At 53.7% G+C, this 24,241-nt stretch carries 21 protein-coding genes and 1 riboswitch; of the genes, 13 read left to right on the top strand and 8 right to left on the bottom strand.

Annotated elements, in window-relative coordinates:
- Positions 1 to 8: 8 nt before the first annotated feature.
- Positions 9 to 665, bottom strand: coding sequence for a signal peptidase I (gene lepB, locus KA369_13805; GenBank protein ID MBP7737047.1), 657 nt, complete (start codon positions 663 to 665; stop codon positions 9 to 11).
- Positions 666 to 891: 226 nt separating this feature from the next.
- Positions 892 to 1,110, bottom strand: coding sequence for an AbrB/MazE/SpoVT family DNA-binding domain-containing protein (locus KA369_13800; protein ID MBP7737046.1), 219 nt, complete (start codon positions 1,108 to 1,110; stop codon positions 892 to 894).
- Positions 1,111 to 1,263: 153 nt separating this feature from the next.
- On the opposite strand from KA369_13800, the gene KA369_13795 reads away from it, so the two are divergent.
- The 3 genes from KA369_13795 to KA369_13785 all read left to right on the top strand — a co-directional run bounded on the left by KA369_13795 (position 1,264) and on the right by KA369_13785 (position 4,700).
- A complete protein-coding gene (locus tag KA369_13795; protein MBP7737045.1) occupies positions 1,264 to 1,638 on the top strand; it encodes a hypothetical protein in 375 nt (124 codons plus the stop codon).
- A gap of 152 nt (positions 1,639 to 1,790) precedes the next feature.
- Positions 1,791 to 2,645 carry a linear amide C-N hydrolase gene (locus tag KA369_13790; GenBank protein ID MBP7737044.1) on the top strand — a complete coding sequence of 285 codons (855 nt, stop codon included), beginning with the start codon at positions 1,791 to 1,793 and terminating at the stop codon, positions 2,643 to 2,645.
- 225 nt (positions 2,646 to 2,870) lie between these two features.
- A complete protein-coding gene (locus tag KA369_13785) occupies positions 2,871 to 4,700 on the top strand; it encodes a TIM44-like domain-containing protein (GenBank protein ID MBP7737043.1) in 1,830 nt (609 codons plus the stop codon).
- A gap of 58 nt (positions 4,701 to 4,758) precedes the next feature.
- On the opposite strand, the gene KA369_13780 is transcribed toward KA369_13785, so the two are convergent.
- The 3 genes from KA369_13780 to KA369_13770 all read right to left on the bottom strand — a co-directional run bounded on the left by KA369_13780 (position 4,759) and on the right by KA369_13770 (position 7,966).
- Entirely contained in the window at positions 4,759 to 5,529 is a 771-nt protein-coding gene (locus tag KA369_13780) for a thiazole biosynthesis protein (protein ID MBP7737042.1), read from the bottom strand.
- Between the two features lie 82 nt (positions 5,530 to 5,611).
- Positions 5,612 to 5,704, bottom strand: a riboswitch (TPP riboswitch).
- 44 nt (positions 5,705 to 5,748) lie between these two features.
- Positions 5,749 to 7,008, bottom strand: coding sequence for a serine--tRNA ligase (gene serS / locus KA369_13775; protein ID MBP7737041.1), 1,260 nt, complete (start codon positions 7,006 to 7,008; stop codon positions 5,749 to 5,751).
- A gap of 397 nt (positions 7,009 to 7,405) precedes the next feature.
- Positions 7,406 to 7,966 (bottom strand): hypothetical protein, encoded by a 561-nt coding sequence (locus KA369_13770; protein ID MBP7737040.1) that lies wholly within the window; start codon positions 7,964 to 7,966, stop codon positions 7,406 to 7,408.
- Between the two features lie 323 nt (positions 7,967 to 8,289).
- On the opposite strand from KA369_13770, the gene KA369_13765 reads away from it, so the two are divergent.
- Positions 8,290 to 8,664 carry a hypothetical protein gene (locus KA369_13765; protein MBP7737039.1) on the top strand — a complete coding sequence of 125 codons (375 nt, stop codon included), beginning with the start codon at positions 8,290 to 8,292 and terminating at the stop codon, positions 8,662 to 8,664.
- A 43-nt stretch (positions 8,665 to 8,707) separates the two neighbouring features.
- Here KA369_13765 and KA369_13760 read toward each other — a convergent pair whose 3' ends face one another.
- Positions 8,708 to 9,031, bottom strand: a complete 324-nt coding sequence (locus KA369_13760) for a hypothetical protein (GenBank protein MBP7737038.1) — start codon at positions 9,029 to 9,031, stop codon at positions 8,708 to 8,710.
- Between the two features lie 600 nt (positions 9,032 to 9,631).
- Here KA369_13760 and KA369_13755 point away from each other — a divergent pair.
- The 6 genes from KA369_13755 to KA369_13730 all read left to right on the top strand — a co-directional run bounded on the left by KA369_13755 (position 9,632) and on the right by KA369_13730 (position 19,581).
- Positions 9,632 to 11,185 carry a chemotaxis protein gene (locus tag KA369_13755; GenBank protein MBP7737037.1) on the top strand — a complete coding sequence of 518 codons (1,554 nt, stop codon included), beginning with the start codon at positions 9,632 to 9,634 and terminating at the stop codon, positions 11,183 to 11,185.
- A 261-nt stretch (positions 11,186 to 11,446) separates the two neighbouring features.
- Entirely contained in the window at positions 11,447 to 14,335 is a 2,889-nt protein-coding gene (locus KA369_13750; protein ID MBP7737036.1) for a PAS domain S-box protein, read from the top strand.
- Between the two features lie 144 nt (positions 14,336 to 14,479).
- Positions 14,480 to 16,504 (top strand): aldehyde ferredoxin oxidoreductase family protein, encoded by a 2,025-nt coding sequence (locus tag KA369_13745; protein MBP7737035.1) that lies wholly within the window; start codon positions 14,480 to 14,482, stop codon positions 16,502 to 16,504.
- Positions 16,473 to 16,784, top strand: coding sequence for a MoaD/ThiS family protein (locus KA369_13740; GenBank protein ID MBP7737034.1), 312 nt, complete (start codon positions 16,473 to 16,475; stop codon positions 16,782 to 16,784). The genes KA369_13745 and KA369_13740 overlap by 32 nt, the downstream gene beginning before the upstream one ends.
- Before the next feature lie 832 nt (positions 16,785 to 17,616).
- Entirely contained in the window at positions 17,617 to 18,828 is a 1,212-nt protein-coding gene (locus tag KA369_13735; GenBank protein MBP7737033.1) for a hypothetical protein, read from the top strand.
- A 111-nt stretch (positions 18,829 to 18,939) separates the two neighbouring features.
- Entirely contained in the window at positions 18,940 to 19,581 is a 642-nt protein-coding gene (locus KA369_13730; GenBank protein ID MBP7737032.1) for a hemolysin III family protein, read from the top strand.
- A gap of 44 nt (positions 19,582 to 19,625) precedes the next feature.
- On the opposite strand, the gene KA369_13725 is transcribed toward KA369_13730, so the two are convergent.
- Positions 19,626 to 20,660, bottom strand: a complete 1,035-nt coding sequence (locus tag KA369_13725) for a GGDEF domain-containing protein (GenBank protein MBP7737031.1) — start codon at positions 20,658 to 20,660, stop codon at positions 19,626 to 19,628.
- Between the two features lie 324 nt (positions 20,661 to 20,984).
- Between KA369_13725 and KA369_13720 the strand changes: the two genes are divergently transcribed.
- Positions 20,985 to 21,524, top strand: a complete 540-nt coding sequence (locus tag KA369_13720; protein ID MBP7737030.1) for a PaaI family thioesterase — start codon at positions 20,985 to 20,987, stop codon at positions 21,522 to 21,524.
- Positions 21,525 to 21,638: 114 nt separating this feature from the next.
- Complete coding sequence (locus KA369_13715) at positions 21,639 to 23,057, top strand: InlB B-repeat-containing protein (GenBank protein ID MBP7737029.1); 1,419 nt, start codon at positions 21,639 to 21,641, stop codon at positions 23,055 to 23,057.
- 99 nt (positions 23,058 to 23,156) lie between these two features.
- Here KA369_13715 and KA369_13710 read toward each other — a convergent pair whose 3' ends face one another.
- Entirely contained in the window at positions 23,157 to 23,711 is a 555-nt protein-coding gene (locus tag KA369_13710; GenBank protein MBP7737028.1) for a hypothetical protein, read from the bottom strand.
- 178 nt (positions 23,712 to 23,889) lie between these two features.
- On the opposite strand from KA369_13710, the gene KA369_13705 reads away from it, so the two are divergent.
- On the top strand, positions 23,890 to 24,198 hold the full coding sequence (locus KA369_13705) for a hypothetical protein (protein MBP7737027.1): 309 nt from the start codon (positions 23,890 to 23,892) through the stop codon (positions 24,196 to 24,198).
- The last annotated feature ends 43 nt before the right edge of the window (positions 24,199 to 24,241 follow it).

Here is a 24,241-nt window from a genome sequence, read left to right as displayed (position 1 = left end):
TCACGGAATCAATGGACCGTCCCGATCCTCTCCGCGCGCATCTCGCAGCTCTGCGGGTCGATGGACATCCACCGGAACACGATCTTGCCGATAATATTCTCCGACGGCACGAATCCCCACACCCTGCTGTCGGAGCTGTTGTCCCTGTTGTCGCCCATGGCGAAATAGCTGTTGGCCGGGACCGTTTTCTCCTTCATGTCGTCGAGGAACGTGGAATGACTGGAATGCTGCACCCGGTACGACAACGAGCCGAGGCGCTCTTCATAGGTTATGATATCCCCTGATTTCCCCACGAGCCGCAGGTCCAGGGCTTTTCCGTTCAGTATTATTCTTTTATCCCGCACCGCGATCCTGTCACCGGGGACCGCGATGACCCGCTTGGTGTAGCGCACCGATTCGTCTCCCGGATACCTGAAGGCGATGATGTCGCCCCGCGCCGGCTGGCGGAAATGTACGATGTCCGTTTTCGTGAAGGGGATCTTCAGGCTGTAGGCGAGCTTGTTGGAATAGAATTTGTCCCCTTCCAGGATGGTCGGGTTCATGGAGCCGGTCGGCACCGAGTAGTTGCCGAAGACCGATGCCCTGAGAAGAACGAGAAGAAGAATGAACATGAAATTATTGATGAAGGCCCTGCCGGTGATTTTACTGAACAGCGTTTTTAACATGGGGATTCTCCTGGCGCGATGATCAATACAGATATGTGAACGATATGCGGGAAAATGTTACAAAGGCCGGATTAGAAGAATGATGAAAATAGCAGATTGGTTTATAAGGTTTTTTAATCCGAAACCCGTTTCCTTTATTGATAATCAAATTAATAGTGATTATATATAGGAAAATGAACAAAGGATATGCTGCGTATGATTTCAATTATATCAAACAGGATGGTAATTATGAAAAAATATCTTCCCGCAGATTGAATATTTCTTCCACAACATCCAGTTTTACCAATACAATGCCTTTATTGTCAGCTTTTCTTCCGACTAAAAGAACATCTCCTTTTTTGATGCCAAGATCTTCTCTTAACTCTATGGGAATTGCAATTTGGCCTCGTTCGCTTACTTTCACAGTTCCATAGAGTCTTTTTGCATTATCTTTTTTTGATTTCATAAGAAAAAAATAAATATATTTGATTATTTGTCAATAAATTAAATATTCTAATGTATCATGAAAATAAGAAAAGTAAGAAAAATAAGATTAATAATTTGACAAATTTTATATGATCTGCTTTTTTAAAGAAAATTAATATATGGAGGAGATGGTATGAGATTTATTTTTTTAATTGTGGGAATATGGAATACAATTGGTGCATTGAATTTCATTGTATTCCCAAAATTTATGGCGAGTCAATATGGATATCAGATGGGCAATATGTGGGAAAGCGCATTCATTGGCGGTATTGCGATAGTATTTGCGTTGATATATTTTTCATTCTTCAAGAAGGAACCGCCCAAGGACATGCTTTATCTGGTATACTTGTTTGCTTTTGGTAAATTCTGGGTTTTTATAAGCAATGTTTATTGCGTAATATATTACAAGATGCCCGTTTCTTTTGCCATTGTTCTTGGCGGAGGTGATTTGATAATGGGCATGCTCTTTGTGATCTATATAATAATGGCAAAAAAGAAATACGCATAGATATGAAATTATCTGTCATTCTTCATCAATCTTGAAGATCAGCCTTGAAAGCGTCTGAATTATTCTAAGAATTTACCAATACAGGCCTTTCATATCATGAAGGGCCTGCTGCGTAAACATGAAGGTGTTCTGTAGAATAGAAAGACCAGAATATGAATGAAGTAAGAATCTGCGAAAAAATTACGGAGAAAGTATTTATGCACTGCACATTGTTCAATTATTCTGAAGAAACTGAAACGTTTGTCGGTTATAATTTTGACTGGTTTGGGAAAAATGGAAAAATATGGTTCATGCCTTCCGAAAAAGACAGGTATGGTTATTGTTTAACAACCAGATTCGGCAGGTCATTCCCCTATGATGGTATGAATCAATGGGGGCTCTATATAGGACAAACCGCGGTTCCTGTTATAAAAAATAAACGTAAGGGTTTGAAAAAATGGTGTATCAGCACTTCTATTATCAACAGAATTTTAGGGAATTGCAGAAATGTGGATGAGGCGTGCGCGTTTCTTCGATCATATAATATTATTTTCGGAACATTTTTTGGCCTCGTCATGTTTCATTTCATGGCGGCAGATGCATCAGGCGAATCGGTAATTGTGGAATATATAGGAAATGAAATGAGGCAATTAAAAAAAAATGAGACATATCAAGTGATGACTAATTTTTACATCTCCGACCGGGATATTCAATGGCCCGATCCTGTCCAGGGGTGCGGCGGGTATGATAGATATGAAATAGTGGAGGATGATTTGAAAGGCAGGAAGACGGTAGGTGTGGATGACGTTTATTCAATACTGAAGAGAGTGCGCCTTGATGATTGGATGTATGATGGACATGTCTATAATACCTTGTTTTCGAATGTGTATAAACTAAAGACCAAAGAAATATTGCTGGCCTATGATAAAAACTATGAGAGAATTTTTTCATTCCGATTAGATGAAGAATTAAAAAAAGGTAGTCATTTCTATAAAATACAGGATTTAGAACCGAAAGGGATGAGTTAAGTCGAATAATTATTATAGGCCACTTGCCAGATTTCGCACAGTCCTTATTGTTGTTTACTCCGGATTATCAAGAAAAGAATTAACTTTATTTTCCCGCGCCCCCTGATAGGGGCGGGGGTAACTCGATTCGGATTGGGTTCAGGTCTATAATCTGTTTGACAAATTAAAATTTCATGGCTGATGATGATGGTTCAGGCGCATAATCCCATCCACCCGGAGGCGGCCATGAAAAAGCTTCGAAAAACCCACATAACGATCATACTTGCCGTTGCCGCGGTACTGGTCCTGACCGCTGTCATGGTGTATGCCCGGGCCGGCGGCGCCGGGGACTTTGACACCGGTGGTGGCGGCGGCGACGACGGTATCGGGTTCCTCATCCAGATCGTTCTCTGGATCATAATGGAGCTTCCCTTCCCGTGGAACCTCATCGTGAGCGGCGTCGTCATCGTTGTCTTTGTCGTCGGATCGAAGATGACTGCGAAAAAGGTGAAGGCCCAGACGATACTGAACCGACTCCCCACCGGCGACACGGTGAAGAAGGCGCCGGGCCGCGACGCCTTCATGCGGAACAACCCCGATTTCAACGAGGAGATCTTCATCGGCAACGTGAAGGACGCCTTCATGAAGATCCAGAAGGCCTGGGAGTCGCAGGATCTCTCGCCGGTGCGAAGGTTCATCTCCGACGGCGTGTACCGGCGCTTCAACACCCAGTTCGTCATGATGGGGCTCCTCAAACAGAAAAACGTTATCTCCCGCGTCGATATAAAGAACGTGTACATAGACCGGATTGACAGCGACGGCCTCTACGATATCATACAGGCAGCGATCCACGCCTCCATCACCGAGAGCTTCACGAGCGCTCTCGATCCGTCACTGAACACCGGAGGCACAGAGGAGTTCGTAGAGTACTGGTCCTTTTTGAAAAAGCGGGGGAAGCCGCGGAAGGATATCTACCAGAGCGATAGCTGTCCCAACTGCGGCGCGCCCCTGCCGAAAGACCTGGGCGAGGTGAGCAAGTGCGCCTCCTGCGGCACCCTGACCAACTCCGGCGAGTACGACTGGGTCCTCTCCGAGATAACCCAGGCGGACGATTACACGGGAGCGAACCCGAAGCTCGGCCTCGCCTCGGGACTCACCGAAAAGGTGCGGCTGCTCATCGACGAGAACGAGGACTTCGCGGTGCAGCTCATCGAGGACAAGGCGAGCAACGCCTATCTCCAGATGCTCACGGCCCAGGCCCTGGGCGATCCGGCCATCATGCGCCGCTTCGTGAGCGACGACGTCTTCAATAAACTGCCGATGCCGGAGCCCGGCGCCCGTATAGCCTTCAACCGCCTCTACCTGAACGACGTCTACCTCGTGGGCGTGGCGGTGGAAGAAGACAAAAACGTCCTGGCCGTGGCTGTCAAGGCCTCGTGCCAGCGCGTTAAGATAGACGGCGGAAAGGCGGTGAAGCTCGACCAGGCCGTGATCTCCCGTACCGAGGTTATCCTGATGAGCCGCGACCGTAAGGCCGGCGCCTCGAAGGGCTCCCTCTATGCCCACAGCTGCCCGAGCTGCGGCGCGCCGATGAAGAACTCCCTCTCGATCAACTGCGCCTACTGCGGCACCCCCTTCAACAGCACCGCCAACGAGTGGATCGTCACCGGCATCATGCCCATGGAGCAATACGAGGAGTACCGCCGCGAAAACGCGGACACCTTGTCCTACCAGGTGAAGGCCTCCCAGGTCGACAGGCTTTACGACGTGCGGGATTTCGCCTTCAATAACATGATGCTTGTCCTCGCGGCCGACGGCGACTTCGGGGACGAGGAGCGGCGGTTCGCGGAGGAGCTGGCGAAGAAGTGGGGATACGACAGGGAAAAGCTGGAGCCCTTCTTCCAGATGGCCCGGAGCGGCAGGCTCTCCCTGCGCATGCCCGATGATACGAAGAAGCGGCTGAAGATATACAGGATGATGGAAAAGGCGGCCGGGGCGGACCGGACCGTGTCACCGGAGGAGCGCCTCCTCCTGGAGAACGTCAGGACGGAATTCAAGATCGATACGGCGGCGTGAGGCCATGAAGGCGCGGTCACGTGACCGCGCCTTCATGTTTTATGTACACGTTATACCCTTACCTCCCCATCACCAGCTCCGCCGCCTTTTTCCCGGAGAGGAGCATTCCCCCGAATACCGGGCCCATGCGGGGGCCGCCGCAGGCCGCGTTGGCCGACATGCCGGCAACGAACACGTTGGGGCATATCTCCTTCGTGTTTTCGATGGTGAGGCGTTCCGCTTTATCAGCCCAGAGAGATCGCTCGCCGATGATCCCGCCGGTTTCGGTGCTGAAGGTCATACCCGCCTTCCGGGCGATCACCTTCAGCACCTCCATGTCGTGGCCGGTGGAATCGATGATGGTCCGAGCCGCCACCGTGAGGGGATCGACGTGGAGCCCCGCCATCTGTACGGCGGTCCAGTTGATGACCAGGCCGGTGACCGCGCCCTCCCTGATGACGACGTCCTCCACGCTGACGCAGTTGAATATCTTCGCCCCGGCCCCGCAGGCGCGGGAGCAGAGGGTTGACACGGCCTCCACCGCGTCGGCGGTGTGATATCCCGGCTCGTACTCTACGGTGTTGACCCCGAAGATATCGAGGATTTGCTTCCCCTCATCCTGCACAACGATCTCGTTGAACATCATGCCGCCTCCCCACATACCGCCGCCGATGCTGAGCTTCCTCTCGAAGACCGCCACCTTGCGGCCGGCCCGGGCGAGATAGTAGGCGGCAACCAGGCCTGCCGGCCCGGCCCCGACGATGGCCGTGTCCACATCGGTATAGTCGATGAATTTTTTCGAATACCGATCGATAATGGCCCTGGTGATGGTTCGTTCGTTCAATTCCATTGTTTGTTCTCCTTTTTCGTTTTTTAATCACAAAAAAAATGGAGTCATTCCCTTGAGAATGACTCCATGATCGTGCTGAATTACAATGATTCACTGTCATTCCCTACGCCGGCATTATCCGGGTCAGGTTCAAAGGGTATGTTCTCAGCCCCTGCGGGCACCCCTTGACAGAAGTATGTTGTTTTATTTATAAAGATAGGGGCACGGCGTGCCGTGCCCTTACCTCATATACGGCTTCAGCGCCTCCGGTATGTCGATGTCTCCCTTTTCGGTCTGGTAGTTCTCCATGACCGCGGCCAGTGTGCGGCCCGCGGCGAGGCCCGAGCCGTTCAGGGTGTGGACGAGCTCCGGCTTCTGGCCCTGTTCTCTCTTGAATCTGATTTTTGCGCGCCGCGCCTGGTAGTCGGTGAAACAGGAGCAGGAGGATATCTCCACGTAGCGGTCCAGGCCGGGCATCCACACCTCGATGTCGTAGGTCTTGGCCGAGGAGGCCGACGTGTCGGCGCTGCAGAGGAGCACCACGCGGTAGTGGAGGTTCAGCTTCTGGAGTACCTCCTCCGCGTCATGGGTGAGCTTCTCCAGCTCGTCGAAGGAGGTCGCCGGCTCCACGAACTTGACCAGCTCCACCTTCTGGAACTGGTGGACGCGGATGAGGCCCCGCGTGTCCCTGCCGGCGGCCCCCGCCTCGCGGCGGAAGCAGGCGGACTGCATGGTGATCTTGATGGGAAGGCGCGCGCCGTCCAGGATCTCGTCCCGGTAGAGGTTCGTGAGGGGCACCTCGGCCGTGGGGATGAGGGAGAGGCCGTCCCGCTCGATGCGGTAGTATTCGTCCTTGAACTTGGGGAATTGCCCGGTGCCGGTCATGCTCTCGTCGTTGACGATGAAGGGGCCGAAGACCTCGGTATAGCCGTGCTCCTTGGTGTGGAGGTCGAGCATCAGGTTGATGATGGCGCGCTCCATCCGCGCCGCCAGCCCCATGTACACGTAGAAGCGAGTGCCGGCGAGCTTCACGCCCCGCTCGAAGTCGAGGATGCCCATTTCGGTGCCCAGGTCGTAGTGGGGCTTCGGCGTGAAGGGGAATTTCGGCTTCTCGCCCCAGGTGCGCACCACGGGGTTGTCCTCCTCGCTCTTCCCCTCCGGCACGGAGGCGTCGAGGAAGTTCGGGACGGAGAGGTGCGCCTCGGTGAATTCCGCGTCGAGCTCGTCCAGCCGGTCGGTGCAGCGCTTGATCTCATCGGTGAAATCCTGGGACTGCTTCATAAGGTCGTCCGCGTTTTCCTTCTTCGCCTTTTTCTGGCCGATCTCCTTGGAAAGCTTGTTCTTTTTTTCCCGGGCCTCGTCCGATTTCTGTATCAGGGAGCGGCGTTCGTCGTTCATTGTCTTCAGGCGGTCGATGTCGACGGCGCCGGTCATGTTCCTTTTCTCAAGGAGCTTTCTGATGCTTTCGATGTCTTCTTTGATGAACTTGGGGTCTATCATGGGGCCACTCCGGTGTTTCGGCTGCGCGCAGCTTTTTTATACAAGAATTGCATTGGGAGGATTTTGTCAAGAGGGAAAATGAATTCCCGCATCCATCGGCTTAGCAGCAGTTGTTATTTGGGGGTCGTGGCTATCCCGGCGAGGCCGCTCACGGGCGTCCGTGCCCTTCGCGGCATTCCTGCCATCCTGGCAGTAATATGCGACCAGGATATTGGATGATGCCGCCGAATCAGCCGAGTCAATATGGTGCGCTGGACAGGATGTCCGAGTGCAGAGCCGCGACAGGAGGTCGCATTTGGCTCTGCTTATACGAGGCGGACGAACGGGATAGCCCGACCCCCCCAATTATACTATTACCATCATCTGTTGTAGTGCGAAAACCGCAAGACAGGGAATATCACACCCTGCGCAGGTCGACATCGCCGCCGCAGGACTTGTCGAACTTCATGGCGGTCAGCGCCGCCCTCCGGGCTATCGTTTCGGCGTTGAGCTTCCGGTCGTAGAGCGTGTCAAGGGCGCCCAGGCTGTAGCTCGAGCCTGACCCGATGGCGTAGTACTTTTCGAATTTCCTCACGCTCAGGTTGTTGCCCACGAGGAATATCCCCGCGCGGTTCGCGATCAGGAATTTCGCGTCCAGGTCGCCGAAGGGGGAGTCCTTGTCGCCGCTCTGGTCGTTGACGAAGGGATAGCGCTTGTGCAGCTCCTGCCAGAAATCCAGGAAGAACGAAAAGATGGAGGCAGCGTCGTCCAGCTTGACTTCATCCCTGCCGCGGAGGTAATCCACGAGAATGTTATCGTAGAGCCCCCATCCAGAGGACCCGATATAGGAAGATCCGGCCCTGAGGATCTTCTCCACGCGGAGGTTGTCCGCCGGGATAATCTCGTTGCCGAAAGAGAGCCTGGTGTCGGCGGCGATCACGGTTTCGTCGTTTTTGTGCACTGCCAGTACTATCGTCATGGGTTGGCCTCCCGGTCGATATAAGCCGGATCGGGACGATATTTCAATCTTTTTTTCGCCAGGGCCCGGGTCGCCGCCGCCGCGGTGTGAAAAGGGAGAGTACGAAAAGCGAACACGCAACGAATACGAATCAGTTATTTCATCCAATAACTTTAAAGAGCGCATTATTTATTATCCCCCATTGACCTGGATCAACAGCGGGAAGATTTCGGATGAATTTTTCAGCAGCCCCGGATCCGCCGGGGAAAAAATTTTGCCGGAATCCTTGACGGCGAGCAAATATTTCAGTATTATAAAAGATTGTAAATATAAGGAGAATTATAATGAAAAAGATATTATTGTCATTGTTAACCGCAATTGTAATGACGGCCGGGGCATCGGCTGAAGGAACGGTAAAGATAAATGAGGGTGGAATCATGAAGCTTTCCGGGACCATCATAGATAACCTCTGCGCAAAGGCCCATGAAAGCGGCATGGAGGCTTTTATCAAGACCCATACGAAGGAATGCGCCCTGATGCCGAAGTGCGCTGCCAGCGGATATTCGCTCTACCATTACGGGGCGGCCATCAGGTTTGACGGCGCCGGCAGCAAAAAAATAGAGCAATTTTTAAAGAAGAAAGAGAGCACCCTCAACGTGGTGGTTGAAGTGAAAAAGTCAGGCAATCTGTATTCGCTGGTATCCATAAAGAACAGGTGAGATAAAGACCATATCAGCGGAGAAAAACAAGGGCATGGAGGTGTTACATCTCCATGTTCCTCCGCCTGTCAAGGATGCCCTGGAGGTCTGAAAAGTCGATATCGTGCTTTTTTCTTATAGCGATGAGCTCCTCCAGGTCTGTCAGGTCAAGATCCCGGGCCCTGTTATCCTTGATGATCATCTCGAGGTCGGTGAGATAGTTTTCATACTTCCTCTTTTCGGCGATGATGATGTCAAGGAGCGTTTTGTCCGGTTCGTCGGCTTTCTTCATGTCTATCTCTCGTTCAAAATCGGTCCTGTCGTTCTCATGGGACCTTCGATAGTTGATGATCGAGTCGAGGTCCTTGTTGATTATTGGAAGTCGCATATGATGCCTCCTTTGCCTCTCCTGATTAATAAGATATTGCACAGGCGAGGGAAAATCAGACAAAAGATGAAATATTTGCAGATTAAAAATCGCATGTCCCCGCGGCGATGTTCAAAGCTGCCTGTTCCGAATTTTTTATCAGAACGAGGAATAATGCATTATTTTTGCCATTTTCGTTTTTATGTATGGATTTTTATCCTTCTGCGAGAAAATCCTTAAGCTTCGCTCCGGGGTTTAGCGCCGCTGAATATCATGCACTGGCATATCGGCGGCGGGTATTACATAGTAATCATATAACGGGAAGTTTAAAAAGTAATAGACAATTTTCATCCATTTTTAGCGTGGTTAAATTAGAAGATATTTCACAAATGCAAATATTATTGTTTTCTTTTTTTGAGATGAATTTTAGCAGTTAGCTGAAAAACAGCAAACTGCTAAGCGATACATGGATGTATCGCCATTTTTCGAGGCGTTAGCCAAGAAAAATGTGAGGTTTTACGAATTCACTTCGTAAAACCGACCCTGAAAAACTCCAGGGAAGGAGTTTTTCAGGAAACTGTTAGATGATCATAACGACCATATCGATGTAAAGGTTACCCTATGCCCTCCAGAGATTCCGTTAAAAAAAGATCCATGTTCGTGTCGGACGATTTGTTCACCGAAGTGATGGTGAGGAACAACAAGCGCCTGTTCTTTTCATTCCTGACCATCCTCGCCCTGGCCAATGTCGCCACCGTCGTCATAAAAATTCTAGGGAAGGGATCAGATTACCTCTCCTACGAGAGTATCGCCGTCGAGTTTGTCCTTGCCTTCGGGGTCCTCATAATCGGATATATCATATCCGGCAAACTGAAGGGCCACTGGGTATCGAGCTATGTTTCCATAACGGGCGTCATGCTCTGTCTCCTCGTTTTCCAGTACGTGATCTACGGCGCCCTGGAGGTGTTCGCGACATTTTACATATCCTTTGTCATCAGCGTGCTCTATTTCAACAGGAACGCCTCGATTTTCAACCTTGTCATCATCGTGGCCGCGCAGGTGCTCCTGTTCGTCCTGAGGCCCGAGCTGATCCCCGGCGGCCCCAAAAGCAACATCATGGTGCGCTTCCTGATATACATCTGGGTGGGTATCGGCGCCACGGTGGGGGCCAACGCCACGAAAAACCTGATGATTCTCGCGGTTGAGAAGCAGAAAGAGTCGAAAATGACCCTGGAGAATCTGCGGATAGTGGCGAAGACGATCCTCCAGACCATTGACGCGCTGAAGCGGCAAAGCCTCGATCAGGACGCCATATCCGGCCGGCTGAAAGACATATCCGAGAACCAGGCTTCCTCGCTGGAGGAGATTTCCGCTTCCCTGGAAGACCTGGCTTCACAGGCCGATTCCAATAACCGCACCGCGAAATCCCTCTACAGCGAAACCGAGGCATCGATCCAGTCGGTGAAAGACCTCAAAGGGATAAATGACGCCGTTCAGAACGGCACCGAGCGGATCTACGGCAATCTTGACAGTGTCATGGAGTATTCGTCCGATACCTCGCGGCACATCGGCCTTTCCATAGAAAAATTCAACATACTCCAGGAAAAGAGCGGCGAGATATCCGCCTTCATCGAGGTCATCAACGACATCGCGGACAAGGTAAACCTCCTTTCGCTCAACGCCTCGATCGAGGCCGCCAGGGCCGGCGAGCACGGCAGGGGATTCGCGGTGGTGGCCGAGGAGATATCCAAGCTGGCGGACGCGACGGCGAAGAACTCCAAGGAAATATCGAACATAATAAAGGAGAACATGGACCTCATCGGCCAGAGCAGCGAGCTTATCAACCGCTCGTCGGCGATGATGGGTAAGCTCGATTCCGCCATAGGCGCCATCAAGGACGAAATAACCGGCGTGGGCTCGAAGATCGTCGAGATAGACGGAGCGATTGCGGCAATAGAAAATCTCAATAAAAAGATATTTGATACGAGCAAATCCATTGAGAACTCTACGAACCGGCAGAAGATATCCACCGAGGAATCGAACAAGACCACCGCGGACGTTTCGGAATACGCGATGAACATCGTAGAGATATCCAGGCAGGTTTCGGATAACAGCAGGGCCACGGGTCGTGTCGTCAATGAACTGGAATCAATGGCCCGGGAAATGACCTCCTGACGGTGATGGTGTCCCGCCTCGCCGCCGGGCCAAACCGGGGCTCATTTTATGTCGCATGAATCATCATGATGGGTCCTTCTCTTTGCGACGGCGGACCGTTTTTTTATTGCTAATTATGCCGACCATTGCTACCATTATCTTTAGTATATTCCTTGCTGCCCGGGGCTGACGAACACGGGACCGCGGCAATCCGTGCCGCTCATATTGAAATGCGGCTCATTGTTCGGGATGCGAGAATCGCTATGCTTACATTGCCACGCCATGATAAAATTCCCTGAAAAATCGTTCGAGTCGACCTCGACCCCCGTCGCGGTCCTGGATCCGGCCGGTGAAACGGTCTGGATGAACAAATCCTTCAAATGTCTCTTCGGATACGGTCTTGCCGAGCTTAAAGCGGATGCGCGATGGCCCCTGTTCTCTACCGTCCATGATGAAAAATTCAGGTTCATGGTCAGCCGGGCCTTTCGCGGCGAGACGCCGGAGCCCCTGGACCTGCCGGCGGCCTGTTCGGACGGCGCTGTCAGGAATATCCGCTGGATCACCATGGCCATTTATGATAACAGGACTAAAGCGCCGGGCGCCATTGCCGTCTTTGGGACCGAGACCGGCGGTTCCGAAAAAACGGGTATCGATGTCTTTGAGGAGCGCTACCGGATCATCTTCGAAAATTCCGGCATCGGCATGGTCTTCATCGGGGAAGACACCACCATTGCCGTCGTCAACAGGGAATTCGAGCTATTGACCGGCTACCCGAAGGACCGGGTCGAAGGAAAGATGAGCTGGACCGAATTCGTCGCCGATCCGCATGATCTTGAGCGGATGAAGGATTATCACCGGCTCCGCAGGGTCGATCCGGACACGGCGCCTGGCATCTATGATACAAAGCTGAAGACCAGGGAGGGCGCAGTACGGGACGTAATAATTCGCATCAAGATGGTTCCGGAAACGAACTACAGCCTTGCCTCCATACTGGATATCACCCAAAGAAAAATCGCGGAGGAGGCACTGCGAGAAAGCGAGGAAAAATACCGGTCCCTGGTGAATAACATGCAGGATACGCTGTACCGGTGCGATACCGATGGGACTATCACTTTTGCGGGCCTCTCGGGCGCCCGCCTCCTTGGACACGATTCCCCGGAGGAGTTGATCGGGAAGAATATCGCGACGGATTATTATTATGACCCGGAAGACAGGCCGGCGTTATTGAAAATATTGCAAAAAGAGGGCCATGTCTCGAACTATGAAGTGAGGCTCAGGCGCGTGGACGGCACTCCCGTCTCGGTTATGACGAACAGCCATCTTCACTACGACAGTTATGGAAAGCTGCTGGGAGTGGAAGGGATATTCACCGATATATCCCGGCGCAAGGAAGCGGAGGAATTGTTCCGCCAGTCGGAAGAAAAATTCATGAATATCTTCATGACCGCTCCGGACTGCATCGCCATCACCAGGGTGTCGGATGGAATGATCCTTGATGTGAACCTGGGCTTCAAGGAGATCACCGGATGGGAACGCAGCAACGCCATCAACCGGACATCCCTTGACATCAGCTTCTGGGTCAATCCCGACGACAGGGAGCGGATGGTGGCCGACATGGGCGCCGGAAGGGAAATAATTCAACGCGAATTTCAATTCAGACGGAAAGACGGCATGGTTCGCGACGGGATCTATTCGGCGCGGCCCATCCGGATCTCCGGCGAAGCGTGCCTGATATTTATCCTCAATGACGTTACAGAACGGAAAGAGGCCGAGAAAAAATTCAAGCGGCTCGCAGATCTGCATCACACCATCCTTGACACCGCCAGCGTTTCCATTTCTTTTCTCAATGATCGCAAGTTGCAATGGGTGAATAACTATATGACCCAATTGTTCGGATATTCCGAAGAGGAATTGATCGGACAGCATTCGTCTATAATCTATCCGAGCGAAGCAGATTATATAAGAGTCGGCCTGGCGGCCTATGAGGGAATCCGCAACGGCGGCGTTTATAAAGAAGAAGTCCGGTTCAGGAAAAAAGACGGCACCCTGTTCTGGGCCATTCTTACGGGCAAGGGTGTAAACCCGGAACGACCGCAGGAAGGCTCCATCTGGATTTCCCAGGATATCACTGATCTGAAAAATGCCGAGGAAAAGTTGAAGCAGCTCGCCGACCTGCATCAGACGGTGCTCGATACTGTTTCCGTGGGCATCCTCTATGTCAAGGAGAGAAGGGTCCAGTGGACAAACAACAATTTTGCGAAGATGTTCGGATATACGAATGAGGAGATCATCGGCAAGGATACGTCGGTATTGTATTATAATATCGACGTGTACAATAAGATCGGCGACGAGGCCTACGGGCGTATTGCCACGAGTGAAAGCTATTCCATAGAAATGGAGGCGCTGAAGAAGGACGGCGCCAGGTTCTGGTGCAACTTGATAGGGAAGGCCATCAATCCCGCTGATATGTCCGAGGGATCGATATGGATGGCCCAGGACATTACGGAGCGCAAGATGGCAGAGGAGGCGCTCCGAAACTCGCTGCAAGAAAAAGAGCTGCTCCTCAAGGAGCTGTATCACCGCACAAAGAACAACATGCAGGTTATCTGCAGCCTGCTGAGTCTCCAGTCCGGGAACGTGCAGGACAGGGGCGTCCATGACTTCTATACCGGGATCGAGACAAAGATACAGACCATGGCGCTGGTTCACCAGATGCTGTACGAATCGCAGGACCTTTCCAATATAAACCTCCGTGACTTCGTCGACAGCCTTTCGAGACTCATCCTGAGAAGCTATAATCTCACCGCGGACAAGCTGGCTATCAGGCAGTTCGTGGACGACGTCCCCCTGTCAATAGATACGGCGATGCCCCTGGGCCTGGTGCTCAACGAGCTCATATCGAATTCCATAAAGCACGCCTTTCCCGGTAACCGCAGCGGCGAGATCGTGATCACCATGAGCAGCGCCGGCAATGAAATAAAGATCGAATACAGGGACAATGGCAGTGGCCTTCCCGAAGGATTCGACCCGGCCCAAAGCCCCACCCTGGGGATGGATATCATCCGGAACATCTCGGAAAGACAGCTGAACGGAGACATCAGGTTTTTCAGCGATAACGGATTCGGGTGCATAATCAGGATTAAAACGGACCTGTATCGAAGACGGATTTGATTTGATGGTCTCATAAATTCATCCGTTCGGCCCATCTATCCGGTAAAAAAATTTTCCTTTCCTCTGATTTCATTATATTATAAGTACATTTCTCGGGCTTTTCGTTTCTCTGTTCGCTATTGACCATTTATCAGGAGGGATGCCATGAAAAAGGGTTTTATGGGAAAAATCCTTATGGTTGACCTTACCAGAGGGTCGATCAAGGAGGAATTGATTCGGGAAGAAGTATACCGCTCCGTGACGTCCGGGATCGGCCTGGCCGCGTGGCTTCTCTACAGGCGGATACCGGCCGGCGCCGATCCCCTCGGGCCGGATAACATTCTCGCCTTCATGTCGGGGCTCCTCACGGGCTCCGGGGCCTGGTTTTCCGGACGATGGATGGTGGCCGCCAAGTCCCCTCTCACCGGCGGGTGGGGCGACGCCAACTGCGGCGGGACCTTTTCCCCGGCCATCAAGCGGTGCGGCTATGACGGCATTTTCTTCAAGGGGATTTCGCGCCGGCCGGTGTACCTGGCCGTAAGGGATGGAAAGGCAAAGCTCCATGACGCTTCCCACCTCTGGGGGCTGGATGCCGTAGAGTCCGAGGAGCGCCTCGCCGCCGAGCTGAAGGACCCCCATGCGCGCATCGCCGTCATCGGCCCGGCCGGTGAGAAAAAATCCCTCATCGCGGGCATATCCAACGACCGCGGGCGCTACGCGGGCCGCTCCGGCCTCGGCGCCGTCATGGGGGCCAAGCGGCTGAAGGCCGTCGTCCTGAGCGGCACCGGGAGGATAGAGGTCCATGACCCAGCCGCGGTCAAGGACCTTAATAAAAAGTTCATGAAGTGGTTCAACGCCGGCTCCGGCCTCAAGAAGGTCCTCTCCGCGAAGGCCCTCAACGTGATGGCGAAGTTCCTCAGGGTCTCGCCGGTCGGCATGGCCCAGAACGCGGACCTCGTCAAGCTCGCCATGGGCCGCTTCGGCACCATCGCCACCAACGTGCTCTCCTCCGAGAACGGCGATTCGCCGGTCAAGAACTGGCAGGGCGCGGGGTTCCGGGACTTCCCCATTGCCACCCACGCTGACCGGCTCAATCCCCAGCGCATCGTCGACCACGAGGTGAAAAAATACCATTGCTACAACTGCCCCCTCGGGTGCGGCGGCATCCTCAAGGTGGAGAAAGCCGGTCTGGCCGAGACCCACAAGCCGGAATACGAGACCTGCTGCGCCTTCGGGGCGCTGCAGCTGAACAACGACCTCGACGCCATCTTTAAAATAAACGATTACTGCAACAGGGCCGGCTTCGACACCATCGGCGCGGGCAACACCGTTGCCTTCGCCATGGAGTGCTACGAGCGGGGGATCATCACGAAAAAGGACACCGGCGGCCTTGATCTCGCCTGGGGCAACAGCGAGGCGGTCCTCGCCCTCCTTGAGATGATGGCGAAGCGAAAGGGCTTCGGAAATGTCCTCGCGGACGGGGCGAGAAAGGCGGCGGAGCGCATCGGCAGGGGGAGCGGGAAGTTCGCCATCCACGCGGGGGGCCAGGACCTCCCCATGCACGATTCGCGCTTCGACCCCGGGTTCGCCGTGGCGTACTCCCTCGAGCCGACGCCGGGACGTCACACCAACCACGGGTACCAGTGGCTGGAGATGTTTTCCCTGCACCGCATCTTCAGGAAGCTGCCGGGCACCTCGACGCTGTACAGGGTCGAGGGGAAATACCGCGTCACCAGGGACAGGAGCGCGCTCCTGGCCGCGGGGAGCAAGTACATGCAGCTCGTCAACGGCGCGGGAGTCTGCCTCTTCGGCGCGCAGATGGGCGGGCATATAAACCTTCCCGCTTATATAAATGCGGTGACCGGCTGGGGCCTCGATCCGGAAGAGTACCTGAAGATCGGCGAGCGCATACAGAACATCAGGCAGGCCTTTAACCTGAAGCAGGGCCTGCGGCCGCGGCGCGATTTCGCCCTGCCTGAGCGGTCCGCGGGGACGCCGCCCCTCGATGCCGGTCCGATGAAGGGGGTCACCCTGAACGTGAAGGAGCTGTGTGATTCCTTCCTGGACGAGATGGGATGGGACCGCGAGACCGGGGCCCCGACTGCGGGGAAGCTCAGGGATCTTGGCCTCGAGGACATTGCCCAGGAGCTGTTCAACCATGTTGTTCGTAAAAGGAAGAAAGCCGGCTGATATCTCCGTCGAGCTGAAGGTCGTGGGATTCATGGCCGGTGAGTACACCAGCATCATCGGCCATGTGCCGGTTCCCGACGAGTGCTCCCTCGGCGGCCTCCTGAAAAAGGCGCGCTCCTCCGGGACAATAACAGCGGCGCTGTACCGCCTTCTTGCGTCGGCCCCCGCGGGTGTTTCGGTCCTGGTCAACGGCGAGCCCCTTCCGCCTCGGCGCCGGGGCGGCGTCCGCCTCCATGGCGGCGACAGTGTATCGTTCTTCTCCGCATCCACGGGGGGATAGATTATCATGTCCCCTGACGGCACTCTGGCGGGGGTCATGGCGCTCCCCGCGGCACCGCAGAAGAGCGCGGTTGTTTCCTTCCGTCTCGCTGTCCTCGCCTGATAGGGGAGCGGTTTTCTTGATTTATTTTAAATATTGTTATGTATGACGTTCGTGGTCTGGCAAGTGAACACCGTTACTGTTTTTTTCTTGTAATATTCTATTACCCTGCTACTATAAAGAACCAATAGAAGCTGATTCTTTAAACGGAGGAACGTGTACCATACGACCTGAAGCAATAATTAAATACAGTCGCATCATGCGCGCAACAAATGGTGGGGAATATTCCAGTAACCCGGCGGGGGATTCGGACGTGTCCTGATGCGCGTGGCGGACCGGTTCGGTGCAGGACACGTTTTCCCGGAAATAAATATACGAGGGGTAACAGATCATGACCACGAAAAGATCCTTGCTGTTGGCACAAGTGAAAATCGACCTGATTGGCTATCCGATTCTGCTTTTATTGATGAGTTATTTCGCGTACTTTACCGGTGGATATAAAGCTTCAGAGATGATCTATCTTCCCATAAATATCGGCATCGCTGCTTTTATTGTTTATTGTATAGAGTGGATAAACAATTTCCGCAGGATATCACGGATAATTGATAATCTTAACAATGAAACATATGACCGGCTCCAGTTTAAAAAGGAGCTGTTTTCCTTTCCCATATATATCGGCTCCCAATATGCTATTCTGTGGTGTTTGGGCATAGCCATGGTTATGATTCTGATGAGTATCAACATGCAAATAACGCTGAGGGGCGCCGCGCCGTTTTTATTGTTGTTGCCGGTTATGGCAACCATAAATTGGGTTATCGGATATCTAATCACGGAAAGCAGTCTCGGAGAAATCCTTTCCCGTGATTCCATCCGTGATGCTGATCTGCCGGAAGGATCATATAAGAGTATCGATTTGAACAAGCGCATCGCATTGCTGGTTGTATCGGTTGTATTGATCCCGGTTGTCATATTCGGATATCTCCTCTATCTTCAGAATGCGAAGCTATTGGTGGTGGACAATATCGGGCTTCACGTGGGTTTCATCGTTGCCCTTTCGGCGATTACCATCGTCGTTTCATTGAACCTGCTGATGAAAAACATAAGAATAAGCAATTCAATGCTGGTGACGGCGCTGAAATCAATCAAGGAAGGAGACCTTACCATGGCGGGCGTGCCCATGATCACCTCGAGCGAGATCGGGATCATAAGCCAGCATACCAACGCCCTCATAATGAAATTGCGCGAGGTGATTTCCCTGGTGCAGCAGTCCACGGAAGTCGTCAGCGAGGGGAGTCAGAACATCCAGGAGGCTTCCGAGACGCTGTCCCAGAGCGCCAGCGAACAGGCCTCCGGCATCGAGGAGGTTTCATCCACCATCGAGGAAATACTGTCGACCGTGTCACAGAACGCGGAAAACTCGGTGCGGGCGGAGCGGATCGCCCAGGATTCGTACCGGCTCGCCGAAAAGGGAAACGGCGTCATGGAGGAAGCGGTGAACGCCATCGACAAGGTAAACAAGTCGTCCGAGAAGATAGGCGATATCATCGGCATCATCAACGATATCGCGTTCCAGACTAACCTTCTGGCGCTCAACGCGGCGGTTGAGGCGGCGCGGGCGGGCGAGCACGGCCGGAGCTTTTCGGTGGTGGCCGGGGAGGTGCGCAACCTGGCGCAGCGCTCCGGGGCGTCATCGAAAGAAATAGAGGGCCTTATCAAGACATCGGTCGAGCAGGTCTCCGAGGGCACCCGTCTCGCCCGGGAGAGCGGGGATTCCCTTAAGGAGATATTCGAGGCGATCACCCAGGTGCGCCAGATGATCTCGGAGATCAGCGCCGCCAGCCAGGAGCAGAAGCTCGGGCTCGGCCAGATATCTGAAACCGTATCCCAGACCGACACCATAACCCAGCAGAACGCATCCGCCGCCGAGGAATTGACGACCACAGCCGAGACCCTGAGGGCCAATGCCGTCGAGTTGAATCGGACGGTGAGCTATTTCAGGCTGTGATGACCCTCTTCGCGCCCGTGCCGTTGAAAAAAATGCAACCGGCCGGGACATTGACCTGTCGTTATCAATAATGCTTTGAACGGCATCAATTCATGTACGACAGGTTTATCAATGACGCGCACAATCAGTGAGCCGGTATCTTTCTATACCCACTTCGGGGGCTTTGTCATTTCAGCCGCAGGTTTCGCGGCGATCATCCTCATTTCAGTGGCCGATCCGTACAAAAAGGCGGCCCTCGTCGTGTACGCGGTCTCGGTGATGACGCTCTTCCTGGCGAGCTCGCTCTATCACGCCTTCAAGTCTGAGGAAAACGGCGATTCCCTCCTGAGGAAATTCGATCACACGGCAATATATCTCATGATCGCGGGGACCTACACTCCCTTCATCTATCAGTACCTGGCCGGGTGGTGGCGATGGGGGATCCTCCTGGTGCAGTGGAGCATCGTCCTTGTCGGTGCCCTGATCACCCTGGCGTGGATCAACAAGCCGCGGAAGCTGTCCGCCGCCCTGTACCTCGCCATGGGATGGATCGCCCTGGTTCCCATGTACAAGCTCTGGCAGGCCATGCCCGGCGGGGCCCTGGCCCTTATCTTTGCCGGAGGAGCCGCCTATACGGCCGGAGCGGTCATCTACGCCCTGAAGCGGCCCGATCCCCTCCCGGGAGTCTTCGGATTCCACGAGGTCTTTCACCTTTTCATCCTGGCAGGGGCCGGTTTCTTCTACTGGGCGGTGCTGCGGTATCTTTCCGCGTGAGGGCGAATGGATGGGTGACGGAACATCATCGGCGCCGGGCGCCGTCACTGGTCGAAGATGACAACTTTCCCTTTTCGTATCACCTGGGGCTGGATCAGCTTTCTTTCCACCAGATCGGAATAGACGCACGCCATGTTCTTGCCGTGCTCCTTGGCGTAGTAGAGGGCCTTGTCGGCGCAGCCCACGAAGACCGAGGGGCTCTCGTCGCCGGTGATCTCGACGATGCCGATGCTGACCGTGATCCGCCCCGTCTGGGGGAATGGGTGCTGCTCCACGCTTTTCCTGAACCTGTCGAAGATCGACTGCACCATGTACATGTTTTCGGCCTTCATGACGATGATGAATTCCTCGCCGCCGAAGCGGAACTTCATGTCGTTCGCCCTGAATACTTCCTGCATGACGCGGCTGATGAGTATTAGTATCTCGTCCCCGTAGAGGTGGCCGAAGGTGTCGTTGATCTTCTTGAAGTCGTCGATATCGATTATCCCGAGCCAGAACCTGTCGAAATCCCCGGTCCTTCTCTCGCTGTCGGAATGGCAGATTTGCATCTTCTGCTTTTTCTGCATCTCGATCAGCTTCATGATCCTGTCGTCGAAGGTTTTCCGATTCAGCAGGCCCGTGAGGGTGTCTATCTGGTTGTCCAGGAGGACCGAAACGTAATTCTGGTATATCCTGACGAGGCTGTCGAGGACATGGAGATCGGCCTGTACCGCTTCGCGAATATCCACCACGATGAAACCGATGAGGCTCTGCAGCACTTCAACCGGGGCGATGGCATAGGGACGATCGCCGGTGGAGCTGAAGACGGCCCTTTGCCCGGCCAGAGCGGGTTTGAGGGAATCGGGAGATATGTCGATGCCGCTGCTTATATCGGAGGCGCATGAAGAATTGAATCCGTCCGGACCGTACCCGGAAACGCCCTTGATCTTAACATCATCCGCCGAGGTTTTCATGAAATAGACGCTGCTGCACGAGATAACCTCGTAGATGGTCCTGAGCAGCGATATCTCGAGGATCTCCGTATCCCTGCTCTCGGTGATGTTGACGATGTAATTCAGGATGTCATTCTGATCGTTCATGGAGTTTTGCCGCTCCGTTTTTCAATCATACACTACACCGCGAGATTCAATAGAATGATTAATCGCATATTGGGAGCTTATTGTCAAGAATGAATAATTGATTTATTGCATAACGTATAATTATTCACGCATACCCCCGCCGCCTTCGGCGGCCGGGGGTATGCGTGCCGTTTATTATTAAGTTTACATCAAGTCTGTTATAATAGTTGCTTGACGGGGGAGGCTGATCCTAAAAGCTCAAAAATAACCAGGTGATCCGGAAGGACGGAAAGCCCTTCTCTTGTGAAGAACCGGGCGGTTACAATTGACGATGGAGACGGCGCGATGATAGATCCTGATGCGATATTGAAGCTTCCGAAGCTGCCCAACCCGGACACCCATACCTGCTTCGGGTGCAGCGGCAGGAACCCCTCCGGGTTGAAGATGGAATTCCATTCCGACGGCGCGGCGGTGTACTCCGTCCTTTCCATACCGCCGCACCTGTGCGGGTGGAACGACCTTGCCCACGGCGGTGTGGTTTCCACGGTCCTGGACGAGGTCATGAGCTGGTCGTCGATGCATCTCCTCAAAAGGTACATTCTCACCAAGTCGATCACCGTGGATTTCCTGAAGCCGGTATGGACCGGCAGGAGGATGGTGGCGGAGGGAAAGGTTCGTGAGCGGACCGGCGAGCGCGAAGCGGTCATTGAAGGCCTGCTCTATGACGATGCGGGGACCCTCTGCGCCCGCTCCACTGGAACCTTCGCCCTCTTCACCTCCGAAGGGATCAGGAAATTCGGCCTTTTCGATTCCGCGATGGTGGAGTCCTTTGAGGAGGTTTTCCTGGGTCCTGGCGGCCCTGACACCATGATCAACGAAAATTAGCATCATGTGTATTGATTTTTTTGCCATAATTAAGTAAATTGACTTCTGGTGATGTTTGTCACCCTATTCCAAGCCGAATAATATGGTAGAATGTTCGGTACCTGTGGGTTTATCATGAACTGTAGACTGGGATATACCGCCGCAACGTTACTCGCCTGTGCCATCACCCTGGGAGGCTGCTCAAAATCGACATGGTCCCTCGATCCGACGGGGATGGCCACACTGCTCGGTAAAAGCATTACATTGGCATCCGCAACATATTCGGTCGCCTACAACGGCAATGGATACACCGGTGGGAGCGCGCCCTCAGACGCGAATATCTACGGTGGCGGCGATACGGTGACGGTGCTTGCCAATACAGGGTCGCTCGTCAGGACCAATTATGATTTTAGAGGATGGAACACCCGGGCCGATGGCCTGGGTATTGATTATATTCCCGGATCGACGTTTATCCTGGGGTCGTCCGATTTGACGTTATATGCGATATGGACGCCCTTTTTTGCCGGCGGTGATGGTACCGCGGGAAATCCGTACCAGGTGTCAATGGCGTCGCAGCTGAACCATGTCAGGGACTACCCCGGCGCACACTATATTCAAACAGCCGATATTGATCTGAATGTCGCCCCGTACAACACCGGAAACGGCTGGGACCCGATAGGCGATACCACGCCGCAATTCGTCGGAACCTATGATGGGAACGGTTATGCGATTACAAGTCTCTATATAAACAGGCCGGCGGAAAATAATGTTGGACTGTTCGGTTATTCCAACGGGGCGGTATTGCGGAATATAGTCCTTGATGCCGCCATCGTCACCGGCTATGACAACGTGGGGTCTCTTGTCGGATACAACACCAGCGTGTCCCTGGCAACCCCTTCATCGGTCGGCAATCCCCTCATCGGTAATTGCTCCTCTTCCGGCGTTACCGTAACCGGGCATAATAATGTGGGAGGACTGGTCGGATACAATTGGGGTTCCAGCAATCCAGCCTACGCCTCCGTGATCGAGAATTGTTTTGCCACCGGCAGTGTCAACGCGTCGGGAACCGATATCGGCGGTCTCGTGGGCATTAACGTGTATTACGGTACCATTTCCAAGTGTTATACCCAGGTCAGCGTAACCGGCGTGACATTTACTGGGGGCATGACCGGGTATACCAGCTACGGGGGCGTGATTTATAACAGTTACGCGACCGGTTCGGTTATGGGAACTACGGGAGTCGGCGGATTGTCCGGGTTTACCGAGAACAATAGCGGCACGGTCACCAGATGCTATTCCGCATGCCTGGTGAGCGGTTCCGTCAATTTCGGTGGTCTCAACGGGCAGGGAGGCACTTCTCTTATATCTTCGTATTATGATACCGACCTATGCGGCCTGACCGATAGTGACAGGGGAACGCCGACGACCACCGGCAACATGGTTCTCCAGGCGACTTTCGCGGGCTGGGACTTCGGGTCAACCTGGCAGATAGACGGCGGCGTATCCTATCCCTATTTGCAATGGCAGGGAGGAATAAATATCCCTTATCCGTAAATGGAATTATAGTGGAATGCCTCACGGTCTGCCGTAATAATCAGCGCCATCTCCACGACGGTGGATGAATCATCGGTTAGAAAACAGGAATGTATGCAATCATTTCGCCGCGGATTTACGCTCCAGGTCGCCGGCGAAGTTGACCAGGCCGGTGGCCATCAGGTAGAACTCATGGTCGTGATTGATGAAATAGAAATTTCCGCCCAGCGAAATGAAGAGGGCCAGGCGTTTTCCCGGCACGGTGCCGGACAGGCCCAGGAACATGCCGGGCGCCCAGGGGCCGCGGCGCTTCCCATGGTCGTACCATTCCCGCCGCTCGATCTTTGTCCGGTACGCGCACAGGAGGCCGGCCTCGAGGCCGACGACGATGAACTGGAGCTGACCCCCCGCGCGGACGTTGACGCTGTTGTAAATAAACCTGTATCCCGCGTCGGCGGCGAAGTAGATGGAGACGATGTGGGCGAATCCGTAGCGGTAGCTCGCGTACAGGCCCGCGTCATTCTCTTTCCTGGTGCGCGCGTAATCTACGGACAGGCCGAGAGCGTTGATCTTCAGCGGATTGCCCATGCCCATCTGGTTGGATAATGCCGCGAAAGGAACCAGAGTCACGGTGCCCGTGGCGATAACGAGGATGAGTAAGAGCTTTTTTGTCACTTATTTCCTCCGGGTCAGGCCCGTATCCGGGCCGTTAGAGACCGTTAGCCCGTAAACCATGACACGTCAAGAGTTAAATTTGCCCGGGGCAGGTGAGGGAGGATCACATGAAACAGCTTTATAAACGGACACTCCCGACAACGGCATTGTTTGCCGGCCCCGCGGTGATGGAGGAGTGATGGCGGGATCATTCATATGGCCGAAGTTCGACGAACCCGTTGAAATTGTCCCCGGCGTTGCCTGGACCGCCGTGTTTGACAGCTATGACCAGAGGAACGAGTGCTGCTACTACCGGATCCTGGTTCGCAGAAAGGGCGGGCAGGTCCAGGATGTCATGGCGCAGGTTGACGTCGGATGGGCCGGGGACGACTGGACAAACAGCCGATTTCGTGAAGCCATCAAGGGCGCGCTGCACGCCATGGCTGTGTCGGGAAAATCGAACACCGGCTATGGCGGGTATGATGCCGGTCCGGTGAAAGGCGCGTAAAACGCGAAGCCCCGTCGCGACCGGCGCGGGGGGCTTCGGGGCC

The organism is Spirochaetota bacterium (assembly GCA_017999915.1).
Classification (GTDB): domain Bacteria; phylum Spirochaetota; class UBA4802; order UBA4802; family UBA5550; genus RBG-16-49-21.
Note: the sequence above shows the minus strand (reverse complement) of the source record. Positions and strands in the feature narration are given on the sequence as shown.